This is a genomic window from Kitasatospora sp. NPDC088783 (genome assembly GCF_044750705.1).
GTDB lineage: Bacteria > Actinomycetota > Actinomycetes > Streptomycetales > Streptomycetaceae > Kitasatospora > Kitasatospora fiedleri.
Genome location: NZ_JBIVKJ010000005.1, coordinates 73,510 through 89,881, shown reverse-complemented (window position 1 = coordinate 89,881; position 16,372 = coordinate 73,510). Strand labels below are relative to the sequence as shown.

Sequence of the window (16,372 nt, the reverse complement as noted above, 5' to 3'; positions counted from 1 at the left end):
CCGCACGCCCGCCGGACGGGCCGTACCGCTCTGCCCTCAGCAGAACCCCCGGGACCGCGAACGGTCGGCCGGCCGGCCACCGGGCGGGGTGCCCGGCGGCCGGTCGGCCGTGGCGGGTTCGGTTCCGGCTAGGGCACCGCCAGGAGGCACAGCAGCGAGCAGGCCACCGCCGCGGACGGCGCGGTGGTGGTCGGGACGGTCCCGGCGGGTGCGTTCGCGGCGACGAAGTCGGCGGACGCGGTGTTCTTCACCGGCAGCGCCAGCAGCAGCGAGTCGCAGTAGACCTGGCGGCTGCTCCCGGCCGGCAGCGCGAACGTGCCGGCGGCGCTCCGACAGGCGGGCGTGGTGGGGTCGTTGACGGTCACGGCGGCGGCGTCGACCGGGCCCGCGTTGGTGACGGTGATCCGCCAGTGCGCGGTGCCGAGCAGGCCCAGCAGTCCGACCGGGCTGGTCTTGGCCCAGGGCCCGGGTCCGCCGGGGGCGCAGTCGCGGGAGTTCGCGGAGCCGCAGATCTCCTTCTGGACGCTGACCCGGGGTTGGCAGCCCTCGCCGGGCGCGACGGGGACGGTGACGGTGTTGGAGGTGAGCGCGCCGGTCGCGTCGGTGCCGGTGGCGGTGTTGCCGACGGAGGTGGTGGCGCAGTCGGCGGCGACCGTGGTGCGGAAGCAGACCTGCGGCGCGTCGCCGCGGTACTCGACGACCAGCATCGGGTGGTTGTCCGCGGTGAAGTCCCCGGTGGTGGTGAGCACGAGTTGCGCGGTGACGGTGAGCGCGGGGTGCACGGCGGGGTCGACGCCGGACAGGTCGACGGTGCCGTCGGGGGCGAGGCCGGGGGTGGTGACGGGCGTGCCGTCGGGGTCGGTGACCAGGACCCGGGAGGCGGTCGGGTCGACGTGGGTGAGGTCGAGGCCGGTGAGCCGGGCCCGGGTGTAGGACCGGACGTGGCCGCTGCCGCCGTCGCAGTAGAAGTCGGCGGGCCTGAGCGTGACGGTGGCGCCGCTGTGCAGGCAGGGGCTGGCGGCGGTGGCCGGGTCCATCGAGAACAGCACGCCGGCGTCGCCGAGTCCGATCAGGCAGCGGGTGGTGCTGTCGTAGGCGTAGCCGTAGTCGCGGGTGACGCCGCCGTTGGCGCTGGGGTGGGTGGCGGGCAGCGGGAAGCCGGCGCAGGGCGCGGCGGCCGTCCAGTCGTAGCAGAGCGTGCTGCCGTTGCCGCCGGTGCCGCCCCAGGCCGGGAAGTAGCTGCGCGTCCCGCTGTCGGTGGTGACGGTCTCGGGGTCGAAGGTCAGCGTGCCGCCGCTGAACGCCGACAGGATGCCGGGCGCGGGCAGCGGCGAGCCGTCGACGGCGTAGCAGGTGGTCAGCACGGTGGCGCCGCCGACGGTGCTGGTGCAGACGCCGTCGGGGTGTCCGGCGGTGTCGTACGCGGTGAAGGCGTCGTAGGTGTAGTAGCCGGAGGTCGGTCCGACGGGGTGCGGGGTGCTCCAGCCGGCGCAGACCGCGCGGGTGGTGGTGTCGAAGCAGCCGAGGGCGGGCGGGCCGGCCGCGCTGGAGCCGCCGGCCTGCGGCGCGGAGGAGGCGAACACCTTGTCGCCGACGGCGGTCAGGCCGCCCTGGTAGAGCGCGGCGGGCGTGTTCGGCAGGTCGTGGTTGGGGGCGACGATCGGGGCGTACGGCTGGCCGGGGCAGGGGGTGCGGCCGGGCAGCGACAGGCAGAGCACCTGGCCGGTGCTGGCGACCGCGTACAGCGCGTCGCCGACCCGGGCCAGTCCGGCGAGGTTGTTGGCGCTGCTGGGCGCGGTGCCGTTGGCCGCCAGGGCGGTGTAGCCGCAGTTGGCGTGCGCGGCCAGGTCGAGGCAGCCGATGCCGACGCCGGTCGCGGTGGTGGCCGGGTAGTACAGCAGGTTGGGCTGCTGCGGGTCGAGGACGTACTTGGAGGTGAGCGGGCTGCCGAGGTCGCCGGTGGCGCCGCTGCCGAGCGGTCCGGTCGCGGTGTTCAGCGGGCGCGGCCAGGGGCCGCCGGTACAGGGCTGACCGGTGGTCAGGCTGCTGCACACCACCTTCGGCGCGGCCGGGGCGGCGTGGTGGTAGATGTTCCAGGCCTGCACCTCCCCGGTGGGGGTCCGGTACAGCACGGGGGTGTAGCCGTCGCCGCCGGTGGCCTGGGCGGTGGGCTGGACGGGGGCGAGCAGCAGCGGTGAGAGCTCGGTGCCGCCGGCCCGGGCGACCGGGTTCTCGGCCCGGACGGCGACGGTGGCCGCGCCGGTGTCGGTCGGCCCGAAGGTGGTGCCGTCGGTGGACCAGGACGGCGTCCACCCGGGCGGCACTCGCAGCGAGCCGGGGACGTAGCTCTGGCCCGCCCCGGCACCGGCGATCGGGTCGGTCACCGCGGCGGGGGCGGCGGCGTCCCCGGGGGTCCGGTTCTCGTACTGGACGGTCCAGTCGAGGGTGTCCCCGTGCTCGGCGGTGGCGGCGCCGGGGTGGGTGGCGTTCCGCACGCTCTTCACCAGCGTCGACCCCGCGGCGGCGGTCTCGGCGGGGGTCTCGGCGGTGGCGGTCTCGGCGACGGCGGCGGTGTCGGCGGTCCGGCCGCTCGCGGGGGCGGTGCCGCCCGGTCCGAGCAGCAGCAGGGCGGTGGTGAGCGCCGCGGCCAGCGCGGCGCGCGACGGGCGGACTCGACGGGCTCGACGGATCGGAAGGGGCGGACGCGGGCTTCTCAGCACTGTTTCTCCACCTCGGATCGGCAGCCGAACTGACGTCGCGTCAGCTCGTGCCGCCGACCAAGGTAGGGCGGCGAACAGTTCGACCCGGACCGACTTCTCCTATTGATCGCATCATGACCGGATATGACTGCGCGACACCGTCCGGCCCCCACCGTGACCGCCCCGGGAAACGAACGCCCGGATGCCGGTCGAGCCCGGGTTCGCCCCCGCCCACGCCCCGCCCCCGCCCGGTGAGGGGCGGCGGGGGTCAGGGGGCTTCGGGGGTGGTGCGGTGGACGAGGGTGGCGGCGGCGAGGGTGGCGGCGGCGAGGACGGGCCAGAGGACGACGGGGGTGAGGGCGGTGAGGACGGCGGGGGAGACCGCGAGGCCGAAGCCGGTGGAGAGTTGGAGGCGGGCCAGGGCGCGGCCGCGGCGGGGGGCGGGGGTGCGGGCGGTGACCAGGGCGGTGGCGCTGCCCGCGTAGAGGATCTCGCCCAGGGTGCAGGGCACCGCGACCAGGGCGACGGCGAGCGGCCCGAACGGGGTGGCGAGCAGGAACGCCAGGTAGCTCGCGGCGAGCACCGCCCCGGCCAGGACCAGGACCCGGGCCCGCGACCAGCGGGCGGCCGCCCACGCGGTGACGGGCACCTGGAGGGTCACCACCAGCACGGTGTTGGCGACGAACACCGCGGCCGGCCAGGCCGGCGAGGCGTGCAGGACGGTCACGAGCACCAGCGGCAGCGCCACTTCGGGCACGTTCAGGCAGAACACGTACACCACGTTGGCCAGCAGGAGCGCCCCGAGCCGCGGTGCCGCCCCGTCCGCCGCGGGGGCGGTCCGCCGCGCCGCCCCGTCGCGGACCCGGACCGAGCGGGCCAGCGCCGCCGCCGTGAGGAAGCCGAGCCCGGAGGCCAGGGCCAGCGCCCGCAGGGCCGTGGGACCGCCGGCCAGACAGGCGGTGGCGAGCAGCGCGCCGGTACCGAGTCCGGCGTTGCGGGCGGCCCGGGCGGCCGCCAGGACGGTGTCCCGCAGGTGCTCCTCGGCGACCGAGGCCACCAGTGCGGCGTGCGCGGCGGGCCAGGACTGGTTGCCGATGCCGAGGAACAGCGCGGCGACGGTGAACAGCGCGACGCCGCCGGTGGGCGCCGCCAGCAGCGCGGCCACGCCCAGCACCCGCACCAGCATCGACGCGGCCACCGCCGTGCTGCGCGCCCCCCGGTCGAGCCAGTGCCCGAGCGCCGGCATGCAGGCCAGCCCGGCGACGATGCCGCCGGTCATCGCCAGGCCGGTGGCGGCCGTGCCGAGGTCGAGCACGGTGATCCCGTACAGCAGCAGGAACGGCCGCAGCAGGCCGGTGCCGAGGGCGTCGACGAGCAGCGCGGCGGCGTAGCGCGGCCCGCCGCCGGCCCGGACGAGCTGCCGGACCGTCGGACGGGTCGACGGCGGGGACGACAGCGGGGGCGACGGCGGGGGCGAGGGGCGGGCCGGTGGCGGGGTCGGCGGTGGCTGGGTCGGCGGCCGGGTCGTGGTGGTGCGGGCGGCAGGGGGGCTGGTGGTCATGGCGCCAAGGTGCGGGCGGGGGCGCGGCGCGGTCACGTCGATTGACGCTTTCCGTCAACCGGTGCCGGTGGCGCGGCCGTGAACAGCGAGAATGCGGGGGTGACCCTGCGCATCGATCTCGCCGGGACGCCGCCGGAGCGCATCCGGTTCGGCGTCTCGCCGCTCGCCGAACTGACCGCGATGCTGCACGTGCTGGCCTCGCCGGAGCACCACCCGCACCTGGCCGGGTGGGCGGCCGGGGTGTGGGCGGGCCTGCGCCCCGAGCTGGCCGAGCGGCTGCGGGAGGCCGAGTTCCTGTGGCGGTCCTCGCGGGCCGACTTCCTGGTGCCGGCCCGGCCCCGGGCCACCCTGGCCGCCGAACTGGACCAGGTCGACCTGATCGGGGACGAGCGGTACGCGCACGCCGCGCTGGTCACCACCTGCGGCTCGAACCGGCGCACCTTCGCCGGCCGCTCCCCGCTGCACGACCCGGCCGCCCGCGCCGACGCGCTGGACCGGGCGCAGGCCCGCGGCCCCGTCCAGGAGGCGTTCGCGGAGCGCCTGCTGGCCGATCCGCCGGCCGTCCGGGCCCGGCTGCGGGAGACCCTGGAGCGGTGCGCGGAGGCGTTCTTCGACACCGAGTGGCCCGCGCTGGCCGCCCGCCTGGGCCGGGACGTCCGGGACAAGACCGAGCTGAGCCGCCGTCAGGGCCTGCCCGCCGCGCTCGCCGAGGTGTCGACGGCGATCGCGCTCACGGCCGACGGCGGCTCGCTGGTCCTCGACAAGCTCCAGGACTCCGCCGCGCAGGCCGGCCCGGCCGGCGTCACCTTCCTGCCCAGCGTCTTCGGGCATCCGCACCTGGTCGCGGTGTACGCCCCGGGCTGGCAGCCCGTCGTCCAGTACCCGGCCGCGGACGGCGACCGCCCTGCGGCCGTCCCGCTGGACACCGTCGCCCTGCGCCTGGAGGCGCTGGCCCACCCCGTCCGGCTGCGGCTGGTCCGCACCCTGGCCCGCGGCCCGCACACCACCGGCGAACTCGCCCGCGCCTGGGAGCTCACCCCGCCCGAGGTCTCCCGCCACCTCGCCGTGCTGCGCCGCGCGGGCCTGCTCACCGCCCGCCGCCGGGGCCGCCACGTCCATCACGCGCTCGACCTCGGCGCCACCGCCATGCTCGGCGCCGACCTGCTCTCCGCCGTCCTGCGCTGAGCACCGGCGCCGTTCCGCGCCCTTCGGCGCGGCGCGCCGTCCGGTGGGGAGTGCCGTCCGGTGGGGAGTGCCGAGCGGCCGTCAGGGCGCGGTCGGCGGTTCGGCGTGCAGGCTCGGCAGGTTGACCACGATCGCCTCCTGGGTGCTGCGGGCGATCACCACCACGGCCTCGTGCGCGGGGTCGGGGTTCTCCTCGCGGTGCGGGACGTACGGCGGCACGAAGATGTAGTCGCCCGGCCCGGTGCGCAGCCTGACCTCGACCGGCTCGCCGGAGGAGTGGTCCAGGAAGACGAACTCGGGGTGGCCGCTGACCACGTGGATCGCGGTCTCCGACTCGCCGTGGTGGTGGTCGGAGGAGGCGGTGGCGGGGGCGACGTGGGTCTGGCCCATCCAGAGCTTCTCCGAGCCGACGGTGCCTCCGCTGATCGCCGCGAACCGCCGCATCCCCCCGGTCTGCGCGGTGTCGCCGTCGAGCGCGTCGGCCCGGATGTGGTGCAGGCGGGCACGGAGCGGGACGGCGGCGTCCGGGCCGGTGGCGTCCGGCGCGGGCAGGTGCGGGTGGAAGCCCTCGCCGGCACGGGTCCGCCCACCCCCGTCGGTCGCGGCGGTCGCGGCGGGCGCCGGAGCGGGACGGTGCGGTTCGGCGGACACGGGCTCTCCCGGAGGTGGACGGCGGTGGTGCGCACGGAGCACCGGCGGACGACGGCGGGTGCGGCGGCGGGTGCGACGGCGGAACGCGGTCGCGGCCACGGAGACGCTCGGCGGGGTGCGCGGGGTGCGCGGGACGAGGGGAACGCTAGGCGCGGCCCGAAAAGGATGTCAAGAGGTGTCCTTTCGGCCGGACGCCGGACCGGCGGCCCCGGACGGGACTTGATGATCGCCCGGCCCGGTGGATACTTCGGGGTATGCATATTTCCGCCAAGGCGGACTACGCCGCCCGCGCACTGGTCGAGCTGGCTTGCGACACGGGGCGTCCGCTCACCTGCGAGGCGATCGCCTCGTCCCAGGAGATCCCGTTCCGGTTCCTGAAGTCCGTCGTCGGCGACCTGCGCCGGGCCGGCCTGGTCCGCAGCCAGCGCGGCTGCGAGGGCGGCTACTGGCTGGGCCGCCCGGCCTCGGACATCACGCTGCTCGACGTGGTGCGCGCCGTGGACGGCGAACTGATCACGCTCCGCGGCGAACCGCTGGCGGGGCTCGCCTACCCGGGCCCGGCGGACGCGCTGCCGGGGATCTGGCGCGAGGTCGAGGAACGCACCGGGGAGGTGCTGGCGGGCACCACCGTGGCCGCGCTGGTCCGCCGCTCCGGACGCCCGCTGCCCCGGCCGGTCGCGGAGGCGGTGTGACCGGCCGGGACACCGAGCCGGAGGCCGTCCGGCCGGAGGGCGGGCCCGCGCGCGAGAGCGCACGCGAGAGCGCGCTCGAACCCGTCCGCGAACCAGCGCTCGAACCCGTCCTCGAAGTCGTCGAGTTCACCGACCCGTTCTGTCCGTGGGCCTGGGGGTCGGAGCCCGTGCTGCGGGCGCTGCGCCGGGTGCTGGCCGGGGCCGCCGCGCACCGGCGGGTGTTCGGCATCCTGTTCGACGACGACGAGGACCCGGCGCCGGACCCGGCCGCGGAGGCCGCCTGGTACGGGGAGTTCGTGGCCCGGGTGTCGGCGCACACGGGCGCGCCGCGACCGGCCCGGCTGCGCTGGGTCGCGGCGAGCAGCTGGCCCGCCTCGCTGGCCGCCGCCGCGGCGGAGCAGCAGGGGCCGCAGGTGGCGGAGCGGGTGCTGCGGCGGCTGCGCGAGTCGGCGTTCGTCCGGGGCGAGCCGGCCGACACCCCGGAGCGGATCGCCGGGGCGCTGCGCGGGGTGCCCGGCCTGGACGCGGCGGCGCTGGCGTCCGCCGCGGCCTCGGCGCCGGTGCGGGAGCGGGTGGCCCGGGACCGGGCCGAGACCCGGGCGCCGCGCCCGGAGGTGGTGGGGCTGCGCGGGTCGGGCCCGCACCCGGGCGGGGCGAAGGAGATCGCGGACGGCCGCCGCTACGCCCTGCCCACGCTGCTGTTCCGCGGCCCGGCGGGGTGCCGGGTGGTCCCGGGCTGGCGTCCGTCGGCGGAGTACCTGGCGGCGGCCCGGGCGGTGTGCCCGGACCTGCCCGCGGGGAGGCCGGAGGAGCGCCCCGATCCGGCCGAGCTGCTGCGCCGCTACCGGAGCCTGACCGCGCCGGAGTCGCCGGACGGCCCGCCGGACGGCGCGGTGACGGTCGCCACCGCGGGCGGCCCGCTGTACCTGTCGCCGGAGGAGGCCGCCGTCTCCCCGCTCCTCCCCGCGCCCTGAACCCCGGCCCCGGGGCCCTCCGCCACCCGGCCTCCGAATCACCGTTTCCCACCATGTGAGACACCCCTTCCCGGATCACGAGACGCCCGGCGCGACCGCCGATCGGACCGCAGCTCACCCTCTCCTGCCCGACGGTCCGTCAGTTTCCTTCTGCTGCGGTGCGATTGGCGGCTCGCACCGCATCCCGCAGCCGCCCCGGCGGCCCGCCACCCAATGGGACACCTTTTGGTGTCCATTGACACCGGGCCCGCCCGCCCGACAGGATGGCGGCATGCTTTCGACGCACCCCAACGTGGTGTGCCGCTACGTGGACTTCCGGCGCACCAGCAGCGATCTCTGTCTCTGAGTGCCCCCCTCCGCGCCGGCGGCACCGCCCGCCCGCGCTCCCGGAACACGGCCGTCCCGCGCCGTGCGGCAGGCCCCGGCCGCCGTTCCCGGGCCTCCTCCTCCTGCCAGGCTCCGTCCCGCCCGTGACCGGGCGGCGGCGGCTGCCGCCCCCTCCCCCTGCCGGTGCCCTGTCGCGCCGTCGTGCCCGTTCCCCGCCGTCCGCGGTCCCCCCGCGTCGACGCCTGCGTCCGGGCACCCGCCGCGCCGTGAAAGGTGACGCACGCCCATGACCAGCTCCGCCCTGCCCTCCTCCCCCCTCGCCAGACGTTCCTTCCTCGGCCTCGGCCTGGGCGCGGGAGCCGCCCTCGCCCTGGCCGCGTGCGGCGGCGCCACGGTCGCGCAGACCGGCGCGTCCGGCAGCTCCGGCACCCTCAAGTGGGGCTGGGCGCTGCCCACTTCGTGGGACCCGGTGTTCTCCTCGGCGGGCTGGGACGTGCACGTGCTCTCCCTGGTGTACGCCGGTCTGACCAAGCTCGACCAGAGCGGGAAGGCCGTCCCCGCGCTGGCCACCGACTGGAAGTACGACGCCGACGGCACCAAGCTGACCTTCACCCTGCGCCCCGGGCTGGTCTTCGAGGACGGCACGCCGCTGGACGCCACCGCGGTGAAGAAGAGCCTGGACCGCGGCCGCACCGACCCCAAGTCGCTGGTCGCCCCCCAACTGACCCAGGTCAAGCAGGTGCTGGCCCCGGACGCCACCACCGTGGTGATCGAACTCGCCTCGCCCGACTACCAGTTGCCCAACCTGCTGGCCGGCAAGACCGGCCTGGTGGTGAACCCGAAGTCGTTCGAGTCGGACCCCGCGGCGCTGGCCTCCAAGCCGGCCGGCGCGGGCCCGTTCAGCCTGGTCTCCTACGTCCAGAACAGCAAGGCCGTGCTGCGGCGCAACCCGCACTACTGGGACGCCGGGTCGATCGGGCTGGAGAACTTCGAGGTCTACCCGCTGCCGGACGCCGCCACCGTGGTCAGCGGTCTGCAGTCCGGGCAGTTCGACGTCGCGCAGATCCCCGGCAGCCAGGTCGAGGCGGCCAAGGCGGCCGGGCTGGAGGTGCAGGAGATCCCGTCGCTGGTGGTGGCGGTGCTGGACCTCAACACCACCAAGGCGCCGTTCGACAACCCGGACGTGGTGGAGGCGCTGAAGTACGCGATCGACCGCGAGGCGCTGGTGAAGACCCAGCTGTTCGGGCACGGCGAGGTCAACTACCAGCCGTTCCCGAAGGGCTACGTCGGCTACGACGCCGGCTCGGCCGACCTGTTCCGCTACGACCCGGACAAGGCGCGGGCGCTGCTGGCGAAGACCGGGCACCCGGACGGCGTGGACCTGACGCTGACCACCACCGCCGCGCAGGGCCTGCCCGAGCAGGTGCAGGCGCAGCTGAAGGAGGTCGGCATCCGGGCGCAGATCGAGGTGATCCCGGCGGCGCAGGCCACCCAGATCGTCTACGTGCAGCACTCCAGGGCGCTGTTCACCGACCAGTTCGCGGGCCGCGACTCGGCCGCCCAGGCGTTCCAGGTGCTGTTCGGCGAGCAGGGGCTGATGAACCCGGGCCGCAGCACGCCGCCCGAGCTGCTGGCCGCCGTGCAGCAGGTGTCGCGCACGCCGCTGGACTCGCCGGACTACCCGAAGGCGTTGCAGGCGGCGACCGCGCTGGCGGTGCGGACGATGCCGAACGTGTTCCTGTACAGCGTGCCGCGGCTGCTGGCCCGGCGGAAGTCGGTGTCGCCGATCCCGGCGTTCACCGTGGTGCAGCGCTTCGAGGGGGTGAGCGTCGCGTGAGCGCGGTGCTCCCGGCGGCGGGCCCGCGGTCGCGGGCAGCCGGGTGGGTGGTGCGCCGGACGGCCCGGGCGCCCCGGTCGCTGGGGCGGGTGCTGGCCTCCGCCGTCACGGTGTTCCTGCTCTCCTCGCTGCTCACCTTCGCGCTCGGCGCGGTCTCCGACGCCAACCCGGCGGCGGCGGTGCTCGGCGAGACCGCGACGCCCGCCGACATCGCCCGGATGAACCACGAGTTCGGCCTGGACCGGCCGCTGTGGGCGCAGTTCGGCAGCTGGCTAGGGCACGCCGTGCGCGGCGACCTGGGCCGGTCCTGGTTCACCACCCTGCCGGTGGCGGACTCGATCTCGGCCGCCCTGCCGGTGGACCTGTCGATCGCCGGGCTGGCCCTGCTGTTCGCCGTCCTGCTGGGCGCCGCCGCGGGCATCGCGGCGGCGCTGCGCCCGGGCAGCCGGCTGGACCGGTCGGTGACCGCGCTGTGCACCCTGCTGGGCACGCTGCCCGCGTTCGTGGTCGCGATCGGCCTGATCACCCTGGTGTCGGTGCAGCTGCGGCTGCTGCCCTCGGGCGGCTACGTGCCGCTGGGCCAGGACCCGGGCCAGTGGCTGCGGTTCGCGCTGCTGCCCGCCCTGGCGCTGAGCCTGGACGCGGCGGCGGGCATCGCCCGGCAGCTGCGCACCTCGCTGGTCGGCGCGCTGCGGGAGAACTGGGCGACCGGCGCGACGATGCGCGGGCTGTCCGGCCGCCGGGTGCTGTTCGGGCACGTGCTGCGCAACGCCGCCGGGCCCGCGGTGACGGTGCTCGGGATGAGCGTGCCGATGCTGATCGGCGGCGCGGTGGTCACCGAGCGGATCTTCAACCTGCCGGGCATCGCCCAGCTCTCGCTCCAGGCCGCCGAGCAGCACGACGTCCCGGTGATCCAGGGCACCCTGCTGGTGACCGTCGCCGTGGTGCTGGTCGCCAACCTGGCGGTGGACGCCGGGCTGCTGGCGCTCAACCCCGCCGCCCGTCGGCGCCCGGCCGGGGCGGGTGCGCGGTGAGCGCGGCGCTGCGCCGCCCGGTGGTGCGGGCCTCGCTGGCGGTGCTGGCCGCGGTCGCGCTGCTGGCCGTGTTCGGCGGCCGGCTGGCCCCGCTCGACCCGCTCGCCCAGGACACCGCGCACCTGCTGCGGGGGCCGGGCGCCGACCACCTGCTGGGCACCGACTACCTGGGCCGGGACGTGCTCAGCCGGCTGCTCTCCGGCACCGGGCTGTCGGTGGCCGCGGCGGCCGAGGCGGTCGGCACGGCCCTGCTGCTGGGCGTGCTGCCGGGGCTGGCCTCGGTGCGGTTCTCCGCCCCGCTGGCCTGGGTCTCGCTGCGCGCCGTGGACGCCCTGATGACGCTGCCGTTCACGCTGTTCGCGATCGCCGCGGTCGGCGTCCTGGGCAACGGGCTGCACCAGGCGATGCTGGCCCTGGGCGTGCTGCTGGCCCCGCTGTTCTTCCGGGTCACCCGGGCGGCGGCGCTCGGCCTGGACCGGGCCCAGTACGTGGAGGCCGCCGAGCTGATGGGCGCCGGGCGGCTGACCGTGCTGCGCACCCACGTGTGGCGCAAGGTGCTGCCGACGGTCGCGGTGACCACGGCGCACGCGCTGGCCACCGCGCTGCTGACGGTCGCCTCGCTGACCTTCCTCGGCATCGGCGTCCAGCCGCCCGCGCCGACCTGGGGCGGGATGCTCGCCAGCGACCTGGGCTTCCTGGCCCAGCAGCCGTGGGCCCCGGCCGTGCCCACCGCACTGATCATGCTGACCGTCGGGGCGCTGAACCTGCTGGCCGACGCGCTGCGGGACGCCGAGCCGTCCGCGCCCGCGCCGGAGGCCCCGGCGGAGCAGCCCGTCCCGACCCCGCTGCGAGCGCCGGAGGAGGCCCGCGATGAGCACCGCGTCCGTGTCTGAACGCCCCGTGTCCGACCACTCCGGGTCCGACCGTTCCGGGTCCGACCGCCCGGCGCCGGGGAGCCCGGTGCTGGAGGTCGAGGAGCTGCGGGTGGCCGTCGGCCACGGCGCCGCCGAGGCGGTGCGGGAGGTGTCCTTCACCGTCCTCGCCGGGCAGTCGGTCGGGCTGGTCGGCGAGTCCGGCAGCGGCAAGACGCTGACCTGCCGGGCCGTGCTCGGCCTGTCCGCCCCGGGGGTCGAGGCCGACGCCCGCACCCTCGCCCTGGGCGGCACCGACCTGCTCGGCCTGGACGGGCGCGGCTGGCAGCGGCTGCGCGGCACCCGGCTCGGCGCGGTGTTCCAGGACCCGGGCTCCTTCCTCAACCCGTCGCTCACCGTGGGCCGGCAGCTCGCCGAACCGCTGCGGCTGCACGGCGGCCTGTCCCGGGCGGACGCCCGCCGCCGCGCGGTCGAGCTCTTCGACTCGGTGGGGCTGCGCGACCCGGACGCGGTGTACGACCGCTACCCGCACGAGCTGTCCGGCGGCATGCTGCAACGGGTGCTGATCGCGATCGCGGTCAGCGGCGACCCGGACCTGCTGGTGGCCGACGAGGCCACCACCGCGCTGGACACCGTGGTCCAGGCCGAGGTGCTCGACCTGCTGGCCCGGCTGCGGGAGGAGCGCGGCCTCGGCCTGCTGCTGGTCAGCCACGACCTGGCGGTGGTCGCCGACGCCACCGACCGGCTGCTGGTCCTGTACGCGGGCGAGGTCGTCGAGGACGGCCCGACCGCGAGCGTGGTGGCCGCCCCCGCCCACCCGTACACCGAGGCGCTGCTCACCGTGGCCGGGCTCGGCGCCGGCGAGCGCACCCGCTTCCCCGTCATCCCCGGCCGCCCGCCCGCCCCCGGCACCACCGGCCCCGGCTGCCGCTTCGCCGCGCGCTGCGCGTACGCGGCCCCGGAGTGCTCCCTCGCCCCGGTCCCGCTGACGCCGGGGCCGGACGGCCGCCGGGTGCGCTGCCTCAAGCCCCGCTAGCCGCCCCAAGGCTCCCTGGCCGCCAAGGCCCACGGGCTGTCTCAGAGCCCGCCAACCGGCGCACCCCGACGCGCGCCCGCCCGGCCGCTGCGCTCCCGACCTGTCCCGGACTGTCCCGACCTGTCCCGATCCGTTCCGTTCCGTTCCGCCCAAGAGTTTCCGGAGGTGCCCAGTCATGACCGCTCTGCTCGAAGTGCGTGCGCTGGAGGTGGAGTTCGACCGCGGCGCACCCGTGCTGGACGGGGTCGACGTGGAGGTGCGGGCCGGGGAGATCCTCGGGGTGATCGGGGAGACCGGCTCCGGGAAGACCACGCTGGCGCGGGCCGTGGTGGGGCTGGCGCCGGTCACCGCCGGGCGGATCTCGCTGGACGGGCGGGACCGGGCCGGGCTGCGCGGGCGGGCGCTGCGGGAGGTGCGGCGGGCCGGGACGGTGCAGTACATGTTCCAGGACCCGCTGCGTTCGCTGGATCCGGACCTGACGGTGCTGCGGCTGGTGGGCCAGCCGCTCGCGGTGGCCGGCGTCCCGGCCGCCGAGCGCCGGCGGCGGGTGCTGGAGGCGCTGGACCTGGTCGGCCTGGACCACGCGCTGGCCCAGCGGCGCCCGGCCCTGCTCTCCGGCGGCCAGCGCCAGCGCGTCGCGCTGGCCCGGGCGATCGTCACCCGCCCGCGCCTGCTGCTCGCCGACGAGCCGGTGTCCGCGCTGGACGCCTCGAACCGCAACCACGTGCTGCGGCTGCTGGACGAGTTGCGCCGCGAACTGGACCTCGCCGTGGTGCTGATCTCGCACGACCTGGAGTCGCTGGCGGGGGTCGCCGACCGGCTGGCCGTGCTGTACCGGGGCCGGATCGTGGAGAGCGGCCCGGCGGCGGACGTCCTGGGCCGCCCGCTGCACCCGTACACAGCCCTGCTGGCGGCGTCCGCGCCGGGCGGCGGGGCGGCCCGGCGGGCCGAACTGGCCGTGCTGCGCGCCCCGGCGCCCGACCGGCCGGACGCCTCCGGCTGCGCGTTCGCCCACCGCTGCCCGTTCGCCGACGCCGCCTGCGCGCCCCGCCCGGCCGAGACCGCGCCGCTGCCGGGCCGGACGGTGGCCTGCCACCACGCCGGCGACCGGCGCACCCGCACGTCCCTCTGACGTTCCGTCGACTCCTGGAGAAATCCGCCATGTCCAGCCGTCCCACCACCTCGCACTGGGGTGCCTTCCGGGTCCGTCCGCGCCCCGCCGGCGGGGTCCTGGTCGAGCCGCACCCGGACGATCCGGCGCCCTCGCCGCTGCTGGCGGGCGTCGCCGGGTCGCTGCGCCACCGCACCCGGGTGCGCCGGCCGGCCGTCCGGGAGGGCTGGCTGCGGGGCGGGCCGGGGTCGGGCGAGGGGCGCGGGCGGGAGCCGTTCGTGGAGGTGTCCTGGGAGCGGGCGCTCGACCTGGTCGCGGGGGAACTGGCAAGGGTGAAGCGGGAGTTCGGGCCGCAGGCGGTGTTCGGCGGCTCGTACGGCTGGGCGTCGGCGGGCCGGTTCCACCACGCGCAGAGCCAACTGCACCGGTTCCTGGCCCTGTTCGGCGGTTACACGGCGTCCCGGAACTCGTACAGCCTGGGCACCTCGCTGGTGCTGCTGCCCCGGGTGGTGGGGGACGCGGAGGCGGTGCTGCGGGCCGCGTCCTCGTGGCCGACGATCGTCCGGCACACCCGGCTGATCGTCGCGTTCGGCGGCGTCCCGGCGAAGAACGTGTACGTCACGCCCGGCGGGGTGACCCGGCACTCCACGCCCGGCTTCCTCGCTCAACTGGCCGCCGCCGGAACGGAGGTGGCGCTGGTCTCGCCGCTGCGCGACGACCTGCCGGACGGGCCGGCCACCGACTGGCTGCCGATCGTCCCGGGCACCGACACCGCGCTGCTGCTGGCCCTGACCCACACCCTGGTCGCCGAGGGGCGGCACGACCGGGCCTTCCTGGAGCGCTGCACCAGCGGCTGGCCGGTGCTGGAGCGCTACCTGGACGGCCGGGCCGACGGCACGCCCAAGGACGCCGACTGGGCCGCGCCGATCTGCGGCCTGGCCGCCGAGCGGATCCGGGCGCTGGCCCGGAAGATGGCCGCCACCCGCACCCTGGTCACCGTCACCTGGTCGCTGCAGCGCGCCCGGTACGGCGAGCAGCCGGTCTGGGCGGCCCTCGCGCTGGCCTGCGCGCTGGGCCAACTCGGCCTGCCCGGCGGCGGGTTCGGCCACGGCTACGGCTCGATGGGCGACGTCGGCGACACCGGCCCGGCGCTGCGCCTGCCGTTCCTGCCCCAACCGGCCAACCCCACCGGCGAGTTCATCCCCTGCGCGCGGATCTCCGACCTGCTGCTGCACCCCGGCGAGGAGTACGCGTACGACGGGACGACCCGCCGCTACCCGGACGTCCGGCTGGTGCACTGGGCGGGCGGCAACCCGTTCCACCACCACCAGGACCTGGGCAGGCTGCGCCGCGCCTTCGCCCGCCCGGAGACCGTGGTCGTCCACGAGCCGCACTGGACGGCCACCGCCCGGCACGCCGACATCGTGCTGCCCGCCACCACCCCGCTGGAGCGCGAGGACCTCGGCGGCGGCCGGCGCGACACCCACCTGATCGCCATGCACCGCGCCGTCGACCCGGTCGGCGAGGCCCGCGACGACTACGCGATCCTCACCGCGCTCGCCGAACGCCTGGGTTTCGCAGCGGAGTTCACCGAGGGCCGGAGCCCGCGCCAGTGGCTGGAGCACCTGTACGGGCAGTGGGCCGAGCGGCTGCGCGCGGACGGCGCGGGCGACCCGCCGCCGTTCGACCGGTTCTGGGCCGACGGCGAGTGGCGGCTGCCCGAACAGGCCGCCGAGCGCACCCTGTTCGCCGAGTTCCGGGCCGATCCCGAGCGGCACCCGCTGGCCACCCCGAGCGGCCGGATCGAACTGCACTCCCCCGCGATCGCCGCGCTCGGCCTGCCCGACTGCCCCGGCCACCCCGCCTGGCTGGACCCGCCCGAACGGCTCGGCACCCCGGCCGCCCGGCGCCACCCGCTGCTGCTGATCGCCAACCAGCCCGCCACCCGGCTGCACAGCCAACTCGACGTCGGGGCGGCCAGCCTGGCCGACAAGGTCGCCGGCCGGGAGGCCGTCGAACTCCACCCCGCGGACGCGGCGGAGCGCTCGATCGCCGACGGCGACCTGGTGCGGATCTTCAACGACCGCGGCGCCTGCCTGGCCGGGGCCCGGCTCAGCGACCGGCTGCGGCCCGGCGTGCTCCGGCTGCCCACCGGCGCCTGGTTCGACCCCGTCCCCGGCACCGAGCCCCCGCTGTGCGCGCACGGCAACCCCAACGTGCTGACCGCCGACCAGCCCAGCTCCCGGCTCTCCCAGGGCTGCACCGGCCAGCACGCCCTGGTCCAGCTCGAACGCTGGACGGGCGGCGACCCGCCGCCGGTGACCGTCCGCCACCCGCCCGCCCTGCGCGCCGAGCCCTCAGACCCCCGATGACCACCGCCGTCCCGACCCCGG

12 protein-coding genes are annotated in these 16,372 nt (G+C 76.9%); 9 read left to right on the top strand and 3 right to left on the bottom strand.

Going from position 1 to position 16,372, the window contains the following annotated elements:
• Positions 1 to 128 precede the first annotated feature (128 nt).
• Complete coding sequence (locus ACIP60_RS16260; protein WP_400684412.1) at positions 129 to 2,720, bottom strand: hypothetical protein; 2,592 nt, start codon at positions 2,718 to 2,720, stop codon at positions 129 to 131.
• 247 nt (positions 2,721 to 2,967) lie between these two features.
• The gene (locus ACIP60_RS16255; RefSeq protein WP_400684410.1) at positions 2,968 to 4,260 is read right to left on the bottom strand and encodes an MFS transporter; all 1,293 of its coding nucleotides are present in this window, start codon (positions 4,258 to 4,260) and stop codon (positions 2,968 to 2,970) included.
• Positions 4,261 to 4,359: 99 nt separating this feature from the next.
• On the opposite strand from ACIP60_RS16255, the gene ACIP60_RS16250 reads away from it, so the two are divergent.
• Entirely contained in the window at positions 4,360 to 5,445 is a 1,086-nt protein-coding gene (locus tag ACIP60_RS16250; protein WP_400684407.1) for a DUF5937 family protein, read from the top strand.
• Between the two features lie 81 nt (positions 5,446 to 5,526).
• Here the strand turns inward: ACIP60_RS16250 and ACIP60_RS16245 are convergent, their stop codons facing one another.
• Complete coding sequence (locus tag ACIP60_RS16245; protein ID WP_400685357.1) at positions 5,527 to 5,997, bottom strand: cupin domain-containing protein; 471 nt, start codon at positions 5,995 to 5,997, stop codon at positions 5,527 to 5,529.
• Positions 5,998 to 6,350: 353 nt separating this feature from the next.
• Between ACIP60_RS16245 and ACIP60_RS16240 the strand changes: the two genes are divergently transcribed.
• From ACIP60_RS16240 to ACIP60_RS16205, 8 genes are all read left to right on the top strand, one after another.
• Complete coding sequence (locus ACIP60_RS16240; protein WP_100839113.1) at positions 6,351 to 6,788, top strand: Rrf2 family transcriptional regulator; 438 nt, start codon at positions 6,351 to 6,353, stop codon at positions 6,786 to 6,788.
• On the top strand, positions 6,785 to 7,762 hold the full coding sequence (locus tag ACIP60_RS16235) for a hypothetical protein (protein ID WP_400684402.1): 978 nt from the start codon (positions 6,785 to 6,787) through the stop codon (positions 7,760 to 7,762). Before ACIP60_RS16240 ends, ACIP60_RS16235 begins: the two co-directional genes overlap by 4 nt.
• A gap of 613 nt (positions 7,763 to 8,375) precedes the next feature.
• Complete coding sequence (locus ACIP60_RS16230; RefSeq protein WP_400684399.1) at positions 8,376 to 9,926, top strand: ABC transporter substrate-binding protein; 1,551 nt, start codon at positions 8,376 to 8,378, stop codon at positions 9,924 to 9,926.
• Entirely contained in the window at positions 9,923 to 10,960 is a 1,038-nt protein-coding gene (locus ACIP60_RS16225) for an ABC transporter permease (protein ID WP_400684396.1), read from the top strand. The genes ACIP60_RS16230 and ACIP60_RS16225 overlap by 4 nt, the downstream gene beginning before the upstream one ends.
• The gene (locus ACIP60_RS16220; protein ID WP_400684393.1) at positions 10,957 to 11,853 is read left to right on the top strand and encodes an ABC transporter permease; all 897 of its coding nucleotides are present in this window, start codon (positions 10,957 to 10,959) and stop codon (positions 11,851 to 11,853) included. Before ACIP60_RS16225 ends, ACIP60_RS16220 begins: the two co-directional genes overlap by 4 nt.
• A gap of 67 nt (positions 11,854 to 11,920) precedes the next feature.
• Positions 11,921 to 12,868, top strand: coding sequence for an ABC transporter ATP-binding protein (locus ACIP60_RS16215; RefSeq protein ID WP_400684390.1), 948 nt, complete (start codon positions 11,921 to 11,923; stop codon positions 12,866 to 12,868).
• 175 nt (positions 12,869 to 13,043) lie between these two features.
• Positions 13,044 to 14,000 (top strand): ABC transporter ATP-binding protein, encoded by a 957-nt coding sequence (locus tag ACIP60_RS16210; protein WP_400684386.1) that lies wholly within the window; start codon positions 13,044 to 13,046, stop codon positions 13,998 to 14,000.
• A gap of 29 nt (positions 14,001 to 14,029) precedes the next feature.
• Positions 14,030 to 16,351, top strand: coding sequence for a molybdopterin-dependent oxidoreductase (locus tag ACIP60_RS16205; protein WP_400684383.1), 2,322 nt, complete (start codon positions 14,030 to 14,032; stop codon positions 16,349 to 16,351).
• Positions 16,352 to 16,372 lie beyond the last annotated feature (21 nt).

Excerpts from the sequence above, each read along its gene's own strand:
- ACIP60_RS16255 (WP_400684410.1), bottom strand. The coding sequence starts at position 4,260 with ATGACCACCAGCCCCCCTGCCGCCCGCACCACCACGACCCGGCCGCCG.
- ACIP60_RS16240 (WP_100839113.1), top strand. The coding sequence starts at position 6,351 with ATGCATATTTCCGCCAAGGCGGACTACGCCGCCCGCGCACTGGTCGAG.
- ACIP60_RS16230 (WP_400684399.1), top strand. The coding sequence starts at position 8,376 with ATGACCAGCTCCGCCCTGCCCTCCTCCCCCCTCGCCAGACGTTCCTTC.
- ACIP60_RS16210 (WP_400684386.1), top strand. The coding sequence starts at position 13,044 with ATGACCGCTCTGCTCGAAGTGCGTGCGCTGGAGGTGGAGTTCGACCGC.
- ACIP60_RS16205 (WP_400684383.1), top strand. The coding sequence starts at position 14,030 with ATGTCCAGCCGTCCCACCACCTCGCACTGGGGTGCCTTCCGGGTCCGT.